Genomic DNA, 12965 nt, shown 5'->3' on the forward strand with positions numbered 1-12965 from the left:
AAGCTGGTGTTGTAGCAGAAACAACAAGCATTGCAGTTATACCAATCAGTATAAGAATTTGATCTACTCAGCGCGCTTTGGGCAAACTAATTCAAGGCGAATGATTGAAACAATGGTTGTTCCCTTGTGAAATTATTCAACGCAGAAGTAGGCAGCCTAAAACGCGCCAGAATGGCGAGTTTTAGCGATTCTGATGCTGTGTTAACGAGCTTAACCGTAGAATAACTATGCTCTTCACTCGTTGCCTTACCTCAGAACCGCTAAACTCTCGCTGAGTGACTAAATGTTTATACTGATTGGTATTATTCTCACGCCAGTTGCCAGTGTATTTATTGGCGCTAAAAGCGCATATTAAGCAGTTATCACAGCTAAGGTAATCGGCAGATTGGTTTGACCTTGTTTCACACCTGATTATGTTCACGCGCTTCGGCTTTCCTCGAACCATCTTTCCTTGAACCATCTTTCCTTGAGCCAGACTATCCTTGAACAATGTATCCTTGACCCAATTTTTCTTGAACCATAGATTGCCTGCAAAGCCATTACAGCGTTGTGACTAAGATTATGTGCGAAGAGGCGGGCAGAACATTTAAAGGCTGAGAAGCGGGTATTAAAAAGGCTTGAAGTCAACTTCAAGCCTTTAAGGGCAAACCTGTAGCAATGCGCATTATCCATGCGCATATTCTCTAGGCTTTAAATACGCTAATTTTCTCTTTTAGCTCTTTGGCTAATTCTGATAGTTCGAGTGCAGCATCCACCGTTGAACCTGCGCGCTGTTCACCGTCTCGGGCGAGCTCGGTGATTTGATGCAAGTTACGGGTAATTTCATCAGCTACGGCGCTTTGCTGTTCCGTGGCACTGGCAATGCTGCTTGAAGAAATAGCAAGTTCGCCAATGCTGTGGGTAATATGATCCAGCTGCTCACTAGCTTCCTGCCCTTGGGTGGCTGACTCATTGCCCAATTGATGGCTTTGTCCCATCTGATCGGCGGTCACCTTGATTTGCGATTGCAGCTGGGTGATTGTTTGGCCAATTTCTGAAATCGATGTCTGGGTGCGCTGCGCTAACGTGCGTACCTCATCGGCCACCACGGCAAAACCTCTTCCTTGCTCTCCCGCTCGTGCGGCTTCAATCGCTGCGTTGAGGGCCAGTAGGTTGGTTTGCTCGGCAATCGAATTAATCACTTCGGTCACTTGGCTAATCGCTTCACTTTCTTTACTGACATTTTCTACGCTTAGGTGACTATCATTGAGCTGTTGGCTTAGCTTGCCCAGCCCCTCTACAACCAGTGCTAATTGGCTGTGACCTTCACGCGATGCGGTATCAACCTGTTGGCTCTTGTTAGCACCTTCACTGGCGTGGGTGGCCACATCTCGTATCGATGTCGACATCTCTTCAATTGCGGTAGCAATTTGGTCAGTTTGTGCCATTAGCGATTGCGCTTCTTCACCGTTAAGCTTGGCAATTTCTTGCGCTTCGCTGGCTCGTTGTTCCAATCTTGTGACAGATTGGCCAAGGGCAGTGATGAGCTGGCGCAGTCCGTCGGCCATTTGTGAGGTGCTGATGGTGATCTTGTCCACCTCATTTTGACTGTTGCTATCGGGTTGCGCAAACTTCTGTGACAAGTCACCGCGACCGAGTTTATCGAGTTGCTGCTGCAATACCCGCAGTGGCCTAAGTGCCTTAAGCAGTACAAAAGACAACATTAATGTAATGATGATAATGCCAAACACCGCGACAGCTGCATTAATACTCAAAAGCTTTAAGCTCTCTTCTTTTAACTCAGCCACTTTAGTTTGACCCACTAATACCCAGTTCCACCCTGGAATAGTGAGGCTATAGGCATACATGTCATCCCCTTGTGGGTTTTGGTATTGCCACGAGCCTTGATTGGTGTTGGCCTGCTGTTGATTAAGGCCGTTAAGTACCTGAGAGGTTACCGGCGTACCAAATTCATATTGAGGGTGAGAGACAATACTTTGATCGATTGCGCGTATAAGCATAAACAACCCAGACTCTTCAAGGGTTAAGCTGTTCATGGATTGTCTTAGTTCAACTAAGGAGTCGGTAATATCAAAGCCGATGTACAAAATACCTATCACATTGCCCTCAGGCCCTGTAATGGGGCGGTAGACGGTCATATAGTCTTTACCGAATAGATGGGCATAGCCTTCGTACACATCGCCGCGCATCAAGGCGTTATAACCTGGGTGTTTTTGCCCTAAGTAGGTGCCCAGTGCCCGTTTACCATCGGCCTTTTTCAGTGAGGTTGAGATGCGTAAAAAGTCATCGCCATCTTTAACAAAAACCGTAGCTGTACCACCAGTAATATTTGAATATCTGTCTACTTTACTTTTTGACGCGTTAATTTGTTCACGTTCATGGGCAAGAGCCGGGGTAGGCTTACCGAGTACTCTAACTGTTTTGTCCGGTAGCCTAAATTGTCCAGGGTACATTCCCCGTAATACGTCGGCATTACGGCGAGCAATGGCCAGCAGACTGCTGTATTGCAGTTCTATCAAGTCAGCAGTGCTTTGCATCTGGTCGTGCATCGCCGAAATGCCTTTTTCCTCAAGCACTTTAGCGGCGGTAAAATAGGAGATACTGCCTAACACACTGAACACGACAATCGTTAGCAGCAGTGAGAGCACACCAATCTGCTTGGCGATTGGCCAGTTTTTATAATTCATTGCGGTTCATCCATTACTCATCTTTATTGTGCGATTAATGTATATCAAATTGTGATTAAATTAATTGATATAGGTCTAAGGTAAGGCGACAAATAAAAGTGAATACTTAGGTCATGTTGACTTGTTGTTTGTGGTCAAACAATATCTTAGCGATGAAAAAATGGTGTCTTGACAGTGATTATGCAGCCAAGACACCAAAGGGTTGATTAGGCTATGTTAGGTTGCTGCTGCTTTTGTGGGCAGCGAGGTTTCATGATGAGTTTGTACATTGTTGGCACCCAAATGAGTGACAGCAAGGTTGTCAGCAACGTACCACCGGCAATGGCAATGGCGAAAGGTGGCCAGAAACCACCGCCGGCAATGATTAGTGGTAAGAAACCGCCAATGGTAGTGATGGTAGTGGACCCTATGTGTCTGCCACAACTGCTAACGACATCAACAATGGCTTCAACACTGCTTTGCCGCGCATTGGGCTGATCTTCTAGCTCGGCTAAAATGACAATGGCAGCATTAATGGCTAACCCCATCAGGCCAAGTAAACCGATGATAACGGTAAAACCAAACGGGTAACCGAACACATAGACTGCGAGCAACCCTAAGCCTGTCGATTGGAATGCACTGGCTAGGATGATGGCTGTCAGTCTAAATGAGTTAAATGATAGAACGATGGTGGCCAACAACAGGGTCATTACCAGTACAATGTTTGACAACAAGTTACCTACTGCTTCATCACGTTTTGCGCTTTCACCACCTACCTCAATATGATATCCCGGCGGCAGTGCTAACGCATTGAGCCTTTCCTGAACATCATTGAGCACGGTTTGTGGTAATACACCTGCAGCAATATAGGCCTCAACGGTATTGACTCGCTGCCCATCACGGCGGGGTATGGCTCCGCGACTCACTTCTATTTGGCTACTTGCGAGCGCCGAAAGCGGAATGCCGTGGCCGCTGCTGCTGAGTAAGCTAATGTCGCTCAGGTTGGTTTGTTGCTCGCGAGTGACATCGTCAACCCGCACTCTAATAGGCAGTGACTCAGTTTGTTCTAAAATGCTGCCGCCGTTGACACCTGTGGTCGCCATTTGTATTTGCTGGGCAATATCAGTGAGCGTTAAGCCACTCATCATACTGGCGTCTTCATTGACCTGAAACCATACTTTTGGCGCGCCAGCACTGAGGGTGGAGCGAGTATGGATAACATCATTCGTTTGCGCCAGAATGCGCCGCACTTCGTCACCAATGATTCGCAGTTGTTCAAGGTTAGGGCCATAAACACGTAGCTCAACTGGGGCATTAAATGGCGGGCCTTGCTCTAGTTTTCGAACTAAAATTTGCGCGCCGCTGAAGTGTTTATCCAAGGTATTTTGCAACTGGGGGATCAAGGCATTGGCGCGGTCAAAATCAGTCACTTTCACCATTGCTTGAGCATAGTGGGCCGCACCTTGTTGACGTTGCAACAGATTGTAGTAAAACGAGGGCGCATTGCCACCGACCACCCAGTCGATACGTTCAACACCTGCTTGCTCGCGAATGTGTTGGTCGACATCCAGTACCATGTTTTTGGTGTTAGTGATGCTGGAGTAGGGGGGGTAAATAGACTTCAACCTGAAACATGTCGCGATCGCTTGGCGGGAAAAACTGCTCCGTCATCTGTCCTGAGGCGATAAATCCGGCGATAGGCAGTGTTCCTATGACTAATCCCGCTAAAAGAGGACGCTTTAACGCCAAGGTTAATGAGCGTCTAAACGCGTTACTCACCACTGGCAGATCAATACCTTTTTGATACCAGTGTTGGCCTTCACCGTCAGAGCCAAAGCGCCCGGCCAGTCCGGCAATGAGGGTGTGTGAGATAAGGTAGGAACCGAGTAATGCAAACATCACAGAGATGGCAATGCCACCTACAAACTCGCCCGCCGCACCTGGCATTAATACAATAGGCGCAAACGCCAACATTGTGGTGATAGTGGAGCCCGCCAATGGCAACCAGAAATGCTTTAGTGTATCGCCAACGGCTTGTAATTTGTTAAGCCCTTGGGCGCGCCGCTGTGCAATGGCATCAACAATCACAATGGCGTTATCCACCATGATACCTAATGCAACGACCAGACCCGTGACTGACATTTGGTGGATCGGCAAGTTGACGTACTTCATACAGGTGAGAGTAAACAGCGCCGTTAGCGGCAAAGAGATGGCGACGATCACCGCATTTCTTAAGCCTAAGGTCAGCATCAATACTAACAAAATGATAATGAAGCCCATGAGTAGGCTACCGACAAGATCGGTTAAACGCACCGTGGTATAACTTTCTTGGTCAAACAGCCACTGCACTTCGATATTGGCGGGAAAGCTTGCCTGAAGCTCAGTCACAACACTGTCGATACGGGCTAGCCATTTATCAATCCGGGTATCGCTGAGCATGCGCGCCGACACCATCACACCCGGTTCGCGCTCAATGAGGGCGAGGGAGTTGACTGGTGTTTTGGGTTGGCGGCTGACGGCGGCAACATCTGCTAATCTAACGATTTGGCCGCTAGCGTCGACTTTCAGTGGGACCTGACCTACGCGGGTGATGGAGTCGAGTTCACCCGAAACCTCGACTAACGCGCGGAAATGATTATTGCTTAGCTCTCCTGCTGATATTTTTGAATCCGCATTAGCTAGAATTTGTGCAACCGCTGCAGGTGACAGACCGATTTGATTGACTCGCTGCCCATCTAATTGCACGAGGATTTCTTCTTCTGGGGCGCCATATAGCTTGACGAAGTCGGTGCCTGAAACCAACCTTAGCCGGCTCTGCAGCTCTTTGGCGTAGCGGTTTAAGATATCTGTACGTACTTCGCCACCACCTTTCCACACTAAGCCCAGAATGGCAGTATTGGCATAGCCTAATTGATCATCTAATAGGCTATTTTGGGCGCTGGTGGGCAATTGCGCGCGGCCGTCGCTGACAAGATCTCTGGCCCGTGACCATACCGAATCCGTGTCGATGATATTATCTTTAAGTTCGAGAGTAATGACTGAAATCCCTGGACGGGAAGTTGACTGCACTAACTTAAGTTCTTCTAAACGTCTAAGTTGCTCTTCAAGCACTTCAGTAACCAATGCTTCAACACGTTCTGCAGAGGCACCAGGATACTGAGTGATCACCGTGGCGAAACGGTTGGTGATCTCAGGGTCTTCCATACGAGGTAAACTAGAGATGGCGCCTAAACCGGCCACAATCAATAGTGCGATGGCTAAGCTGGCAAGGCGAGCGTTTTCGACCAATGACTTTACCATGGGGTTACCTCGCCGCTGTTGCTGTGGTTGCAATGACTTGCTGACCAACCACGAGCTTGTGTAATCCACCACTGACAAATTGTTCGTTGTTATTCACCGCGCCGACAATAAATGCTTGATCGTCGCGGGTATAAACAATCTCGACATCGCGTCGCTCAACCACCAATTTACCGTCACTATTAGGTTGCAGTACATACAGATTCCACAACCCCCTTAGACCGTCTGTCAATGCCGAGATTGGCACCCAAAATCCCGCTTGTTCAACGGCCTTTTTGTAGTGTAAATAGGCTAGCTCCCCGTTTATGACTTTTGCATCTTGAGGCAATAACAGCCTTAAGGGGACGGTACGGGTAATGGGGTTAACCTCTGCGCCTATACCGGCAATAGTGGCTTGGAATTGTTGCTTACCAACGGTGATAGGCAATTGGGTACCGTTGCTGAGCGTTTGAGCGATGTTAACCGTCACGCCTACGTTTGCTTGGGGGTTATTGTCTTCTACTAGTACAAATATCGGTGAGCCTGCAGTAACCACCTCGCCAAGGTTGTTGCTGCGCTTAGCAATGGTGCCACTAAATGGGGCTATTAAACGTGATTTTTCGATACGCAGTGTATTAGCTTGTAGCGAAGCATTAAGGCGACTTTTCGCCGCTTTCAAGCTGTTTAACTGACCCTTTAGTTCATCTAAGGTTTGGTCGGATGCGTAACCTTGTTTTTTGAGTTCCAAACTCCGATTTAAGGTACTTTGTGCGAGTTCGAGATCGGCGTCATTCTGATTCAGACTCGCAAGTAGCTCCTGTTTTTCAGCCTCTAAAAGTACGGTGTCGAGCTCGGCGAGTAACTGGCCTTTAGCAACACTATCACCACTGTCAACAGCAAGCCTCTTTATCTTACCCGCAAGCTCAAACCCGACACCGGTAGTGTTACCGGCGCGAATACTACCGGTAAAGGTTTGTGTCGCTTGATAGTGGTCAACTAATTTAAGCGTCTGACTGCTTACGCTAGGGTAGGTTAGCGCACTTGTTTCTGTTGCAACGTCCTGTTGGCATGCACTTAACAAACCCACTAAAACGAGTACGGTCATCGTTTTCTGCACTGGGCCTACTGCGAAAATTGTCATGTGTTGTACTTCCGTTGTTTAAGATAGGTTGTAAAACAGTTAAACTAGACTTGCGAGTCTAGATTAATAAAACTGGACTGTCTAGTCTAGTTTTTGTAAAGTTGTTACGAAAAATAACGATAAAAGAGCCAAACCATATGCCGACAACTGTTCAACCTTTAAGTCGTAGTGAAAAAAAGCGCGCTCAAGTGCTTGAGTCTGCAATAGAACTTTTTTGCGCGCAGGGGTTTCCCAATACCAGCATGGATGAAGTGGCTAAACACGCCGGTGTGTCTAAACAAACTGTTTACTCACATTTTGGCAGTAAAGATGATCTGTTTATTGCATCAATCACCTCGAAATGTGTCGTGCATAACATGACCGAAGGTGCGTTTATTGAGTTAGAAAATCCTGAAGCTGCGTTAATAGATTTTGGTATCCATTTTAACGAGATGATTGTTAGCCCAGAGGCCATTACGGTATTTCGCGCCTGTGTTGCCCAACATGAAACCCACCCAGAAGTCTCAGAACTGTTTTATGATGCCGGCCCAGAGAATTTACTGGGCCTGCTTGCAGACTATCTACAACGTATTCAAGCACGAGGCGAGTTTGATTTTGGCAATCATCGTCACGCCGCGGTGAGGTTGTGTTTAATGCTCTACGGTGAAATGAGACTAAAACTCGAACTAGGGCTAGATACAGCAGGTTTGGAAAATGAACAAGCGGACTATGTTAAGGATACTATTAGGATGTTCTTACGCGCCTACCGTGTGAGTTAATCTGCACCAGTATTCTCCTTGCTGATACATCAGTGAATAATGTTTAGCAAATTGTCACACAAAGGTGATCGACTTCAACTTGGCTTTCGTACATTATGCAACAATAACAATATCGTCCGTTGTTGAACACTCAATAAGTTAAACGTCGGACACCTATTTTTCGCTAATGGAGTTAGCATGAACTTTGTTAAATTAAGTACTGTTGTGGTTGCATCGTCTTTGCTGTCAGCTCCTAGTTATGCTGCCGGTAAACCATACTCTCCTTTCAGTGTGTCAGTATCGCGAATTTCTACCTTTGAAGCAGATGTGGGTGACCAAGGTCAAAATCTGCAGCGGGATACTTGGTTGCTGGGGGCAAAAACCGGTATTCCGATCAATCGTCAATGGTCTATTGGATTGAACGTTAATTACGACAAGCTCAACTTTGACTGGGCACAGAGCAATCAAACCTTGTTTGCCAATAATATTGCGCCTTGGGGAGATGTTGACCGTTATGGGGCAGGGCTCTCTTTAATGTATCGACCCAATGCCCAGTGGATGTTCATGCTGGCGCCTAAACTGCAGTATGCCTATGCCGATGGTGCATCGTCTTCTAATGCGCAAAGCTATGGTGTCGTTGCATCGGGTATGTATCGTTTTGGAAATGGCAACTTGCTGGGTTTGGGGGTAGCTTACCTTAATGATATCTCTGAAGTTCGTACTGTGCCTTACCTCGCCGTGAATTGGCAGATATCTGAACAGTTGAAGCTTAGTAACCCATTTAGTGCCGGTTTTAGTGGGCCTGCGGGTTTAGAGTTGAGTTATCAATTTACCGACACGATCGATATGGGTTTTGGCGCATCTAAACGTACTCAACGCTTTTTAGTCGCCGATGATGAACAGACAATTGAGATAGATGAGTGGGTCAGCTTCTTGCGTGCCGGTTGGGCGGTCACAGATTCGCTAATGTTAAATGGCTATGCAGGTTACTATTTCAACAGTGAAATGGAGCTCAATAGTCCAGAAATCGTGGAAGAGATTGATAATCAGACAGCGCTGGCGCTGGCATTAGAATACAAATTTTAAACTCGTGCCCCAGTTATTTGGCTGGGGCAGTATTTAAGTTAATTGGCTTATTGACCCAACATTGCCTTTTTAAGGCTCTTCTGCGCAGGCTGGTCACCCAACCAAATTTTCAGTAGTGCTTGACGGAACGCTTCTCCGCTAATGGTGTCTTGTGCCTGGCCGTTCTTATATGCCGTGACTCCAGTTTGCTTTTGTGCCAATAAAGTAAACTGATCATTTTGTTTTATTTCATCGGAAAATAGCGCCATAAAGGCATCAATCTGTGGCTGAATGGCCTGGGTATCACCATCGGTTGCATCATCAAAACCTTCGATGATGGCTGCCTTCATTTTATCACTAGTGATCATACCTGAGGTGATATTGAGCCGCACTGCGACACTGGGCTGTGCCAGAATATCGTCAAGTTGCTGACTTGGCTGCGACAGGTATAGGCTGCCAACATAAAGATCGATAAAAAACTTGCTGCGAACACCTGCACCATTTAACACAAGCGTGTCTTGTGCTGGCTTAATATTGTCAGCGATTTCAATACCGCTAACCGTGGTGGCTTGTGCAGGTATGGCTAGCAGACACGCTGCAGCTAATATACTGGTTTTGAGGGACTTCATATAACCTCTTTAAATAATTATGGCTTAACCGCGTGAGCCAACTTGATATTGACCAGACTGATGGAATATCGCCGCCTGTTTCTTCTTTGGCGAGATAAGCAAAGGACCGTCGTCAAAAAACAAAAAGCACTTCCAGTTGCGCGCAAATACACCCCAAGTTGTTTCTATGACTTGATACTTTTCATAGCAAAAATAGACCGGTGCTTCTTCTAGCCAGTCAAAATGTAGCTGCAAAATTTCTGGCATGGATGAATCTTCACTGTCCCAGGCACTTTGCCAGTGGTCAGTTTCGCTCCAGGCATCACCTTTAGCGGCCCAATCACCTTTGGTAAACTGTTCGGTACGGCTGCTGCGGTTACTAATCCACTTGTTCCAAACTTCCATCGACGATTTTTGATCTAATGGTTTGATGAGTGCCTTATCGGCCTCAGAGACAGGAAGATCTTTGTGATTAAAAATCCATTTGCGTTTGTATTGTTCAAGGGGAAGGTAGGTGTGTGCCACAATGCCTCAAAGGTAAAAAATGAATGACCCGCGCATTATAACCCTAGCCAATATATGAATGCGAGTATTGTCATAAAGGTCAATCAAACAGGGCGAAAGATAGTCCATCTTTCACCCTGATACTGGCTATCCGCCTACCTGCTGTAGATAATTTTTAGCGGCATAGTTGTCCGGGTCGATATCGAGCACCTGCAGGAAGCAGGACTTAGCGCCATCAATTTGGCCAACCTCGGCTAAGAAAATACCTAACTTCAGTGTTACCGGAATGTCCTGAGGGTATTTGTCCAAATAGTCTAGATAGACCTCGAGCGCTTCTTGGGGTCTTTCTGCCAGCCGTAAACTATGCGCGTACAGTGGCAGGTATTCATCACTGAACTTTGTCAGTGCGGGGTAATGTTGTAATGCGGACTCTAAATCGCTGAGTTTGAGGCTTAACTGCACAATTTGTTTGAGATCCTCTTCGTGGCGGTCTGATTCAGGCGTTTGCATTACCGCTGTCAACGCCTGTGCGTTGTTGCCTTCTAGCGTGTATTGATAACTCAGAGCGAGATTATGCAAGCGTGCCACAAGCGGATCACTATCGATGAAAGGCGCGGTATATTGCGCCATCTTTGAGATGCCTAATAGGTGTTTGGTTAGCATCAAAGTTTGCAGCTTAAACTGGGCTTTATCTAGGGCTCTAACCTGTTTATCTTCCGGTGTATTGATGTACGCTTTAACAATAAACAGGTTTAGATAATCTTGCTGGCATTGCGTCAAATTAGCCTTATCAGTACTTGAGAGTTGCTCATACTTTTCAGGGTTACGTTGCTGCCAAATGAGTGCGCGGCCGCAAAGATTATTCTCACGCCAATATCTAATCAGTTCGTCCAAATTTGGACTGCTTGAAAATTCTGCTTTTCGCATTGCTAACAGCGTTAAAGCTTGCTCGACATGGTCAAGTATTTCATTCCCCATATCTTTAAAAGCATTATAGTAAATGCGGGTTCTGGTATTAATTTCTTCTTGGGTCCAGTCACTGCCTTCATCCATCGATTTGGTCGACAGAAAGTGACTGAACTCATAGTAGCCATAAAACTTTATTAGTGCAGAAAGGCTACTAAATTGATTGCTAATGGATGTTTCAATTTTTTCAAGCTTGTTAGCAAGCTTTGCTACTTTCTCATTACTGTTTATGTTTCTTTCTATTTTATCTATTAGGTGAAGTGCGTCAGAGTTCTTATCAATGAGTGCGTTGAGTTTTTTGCGGGTAGTGATTAATTGATCGTTAGATAGGCTCAGCGATTGCAGGTACTCATCGTTACTACAGTGGTGCTGGCTAGGATTGAGTAGGGCTCGCTGCTCGGTACTAATTCGATTAAGCTCCACATCAGCAGTATCCTGATATATCACTCCAGGAATTTTAGCGGCGTTTTTTGATAAATTGATGTAGGTTGGATTACTATTGGCTTTTACTTGTTCGGCAATAGTCTCTGCCGCACTAAGTAGTTGCATTGGGGTTTCTGCCATCTCACCTGAATAGGTTTCTACCCACTCATGCATTGTACCTATATTCGGTCCCAAACTTGCTCCATAAGTTCCTGAAGTATGGCTAACTCCAGCTTGCGAGTGACAAAAGTCAGCGCCCAACATGAGGATTTGTTCAAAGCCCATTTCAATCGCGATTTCTAGTGCGGCATTCGTCACCGTGGGCCCAATAGACTGAATATTGTCGTTAGCGACAGAGTTATACCATGGGTATTTGGTTCCGGTATACAGCACACTTCCACCCCATTGCCCTAGAATTAGCGGCGCGACATGATAGGAGCAAATAAGCAACGATTGCGGCGGAAGGGACATGAGGTCTTTGTTTACATCAAAACTCACCGCTTGAGGGTCGACCGAGACGATAATGTCAGGTTTTATCGCGAGTTTTTCTAGCTTTCCGGCAATGCGAGAAACGGCGATAATGACGAGGTTGGTGGCGTTTTCCTTTATCCAACTCACTTCATCGTCTAACGAGGGGCCTGCCCCTAGGACAATACAGGTTTTGCCGTTGAATTTGTGCTTGAGGATACTGGCAGGCTTATTCGTTTCGGCAACATTTTTTAGTTGAGTCTTTACAAAGATTTTCTGTGAAAAACCGACGCTTTGCTCAAAAAATTCCTGCTTGATTGTATTGTCTACACTGGCATATAAAATGGTGTAGCTTTCTAAATGGTTACTCTCTACAGCTAAAGAGCGATGTAACTTGAACTTTTGTTTAACGATATAGAGATTAAATTGGGGTTCTTTAATCAGTTCTGCGAACTCATCAAAGCTAACCACGTGAATCTTATCTTGTTGTTCAGCAGGAATATCGACAGTTAACATCGACAAAACAGCATCGGATTCGACAAAAACATATTTGCTATTTTCGGTCGCTAAGCTGTTCATCACAAAATTGGCTAATAGGCCTGAGTCTAACCCAACAATGATGTGCAGCGTATCTTCAACTGAGAATGGTGTCTTAAACTTGTTGTTGTAGAGAGTGGTAGAGTCGATTTTTTCGAATGTTTTTCGATTTACACTGGGTAAATAGTATTCGTTAAATTGACTGACAGCGAATGTGCTGGCTATCTCGGTCTGATTGTTTAGCATTTTACCCTCAACGATGGCTTATCGAAAATATCTGTCAAAAAAATGTCACGGTGAGTACTTAACTTAGGTTCATTTCTTTTGCATTCAGATAAATGCGATTTTCATGCCATCATTTATAGCATATGTCAGTGATTGAGCGAAAAAATGCGCAAATAATCGGGTTCATCGGCTTTCTATACAAATAATGTTAGACATCGCGCATTAAGTTACTAAAATTGAAAGTATTTATAATAATAGCCAGCTAGACATTGCCACTGCGTGATATTCAACAAGTTTGATTCAAGCACGAAAGGTCAGTATGGTGTAAAAATTGCTTTAATGTAGATAG

Annotated in this window: 7 protein-coding genes and 1 pseudogene; 2 read left to right on the forward strand and 6 right to left on the reverse strand. The window is 45.7% G+C overall.

The window, feature by feature from the left end:
* Positions 1–683: 683 nt before the first annotated feature.
* The 3 genes and pseudogenes from L865_RS0101785 to L865_RS0101795 all read right to left on the reverse strand — a co-directional run bounded on the left by L865_RS0101785 (position 684) and on the right by L865_RS0101795 (position 7083).
* Complete coding sequence (locus tag L865_RS0101785) at positions 684–2687, reverse strand: methyl-accepting chemotaxis protein (RefSeq protein ID WP_028771656.1); 2004 nt, start codon at positions 2685–2687, stop codon at positions 684–686.
* A gap of 206 nt (positions 2688–2893) precedes the next feature.
* Positions 2894–5966: pseudogene (locus L865_RS22870) on the reverse strand (efflux RND transporter permease subunit).
* A gap of 4 nt (positions 5967–5970) precedes the next feature.
* On the reverse strand, positions 5971–7083 hold the full coding sequence (locus L865_RS0101795; protein ID WP_051484389.1) for an efflux RND transporter periplasmic adaptor subunit: 1113 nt from the start codon (positions 7081–7083) through the stop codon (positions 5971–5973).
* Positions 7084–7220: 137 nt separating this feature from the next.
* On the opposite strand from L865_RS0101795, the gene L865_RS0101800 reads away from it, so the two are divergent.
* On the forward strand, positions 7221–7841 hold the full coding sequence (locus L865_RS0101800; protein ID WP_028771658.1) for a TetR/AcrR family transcriptional regulator: 621 nt from the start codon (positions 7221–7223) through the stop codon (positions 7839–7841).
* 177 nt (positions 7842–8018) lie between these two features.
* The gene (locus tag L865_RS0101805; RefSeq protein WP_028771659.1) at positions 8019–8906 is read left to right on the forward strand and encodes a DUF6268 family outer membrane beta-barrel protein; all 888 of its coding nucleotides are present in this window, start codon (positions 8019–8021) and stop codon (positions 8904–8906) included.
* Positions 8907–8953: 47 nt separating this feature from the next.
* Here L865_RS0101805 and L865_RS0101810 read toward each other — a convergent pair whose 3' ends face one another.
* From L865_RS0101810 to L865_RS0101820, 3 genes are all read right to left on the reverse strand, one after another.
* Entirely contained in the window at positions 8954–9514 is a 561-nt protein-coding gene (locus tag L865_RS0101810; protein WP_028771660.1) for a chalcone isomerase family protein, read from the reverse strand.
* A 24-nt stretch (positions 9515–9538) separates the two neighbouring features.
* Complete coding sequence (locus L865_RS0101815; protein WP_028771661.1) at positions 9539–10018, reverse strand: DUF2947 domain-containing protein; 480 nt, start codon at positions 10016–10018, stop codon at positions 9539–9541.
* A gap of 126 nt (positions 10019–10144) precedes the next feature.
* Entirely contained in the window at positions 10145–12637 is a 2493-nt protein-coding gene (locus L865_RS0101820; protein WP_037470368.1) for a 6-hydroxymethylpterin diphosphokinase MptE-like protein, read from the reverse strand.
* Positions 12638–12965 lie beyond the last annotated feature (328 nt).

Origin of the sequence: Shewanella waksmanii ATCC BAA-643 (assembly GCF_000518805.1) — a bacterium.
In the GTDB taxonomy this organism is placed as follows: Bacteria; Pseudomonadota; Gammaproteobacteria; order Enterobacterales; family Shewanellaceae; genus Shewanella; species Shewanella waksmanii.

Excerpts from the sequence above, each read along its gene's own strand:
- L865_RS0101785 (WP_028771656.1), bottom strand. The coding sequence starts at position 2,687 with ATGAATTATAAAAACTGGCCAATCGCCAAGCAGATTGGTGTGCTCTCA.
- L865_RS0101820 (WP_037470368.1), bottom strand. The coding sequence starts at position 12,637 with ATGCTAAACAATCAGACCGAGATAGCCAGCACATTCGCTGTCAGTCAA.
- L865_RS0101805 (WP_028771659.1), top strand. The coding sequence starts at position 8,019 with ATGAACTTTGTTAAATTAAGTACTGTTGTGGTTGCATCGTCTTTGCTG.
- L865_RS0101795 (WP_051484389.1), bottom strand. The coding sequence starts at position 7,083 with ATGACAATTTTCGCAGTAGGCCCAGTGCAGAAAACGATGACCGTACTC.
- L865_RS0101800 (WP_028771658.1), top strand. The coding sequence starts at position 7,221 with ATGCCGACAACTGTTCAACCTTTAAGTCGTAGTGAAAAAAAGCGCGCT.
- L865_RS0101810 (WP_028771660.1), bottom strand. The coding sequence starts at position 9,514 with ATGAAGTCCCTCAAAACCAGTATATTAGCTGCAGCGTGTCTGCTAGCC.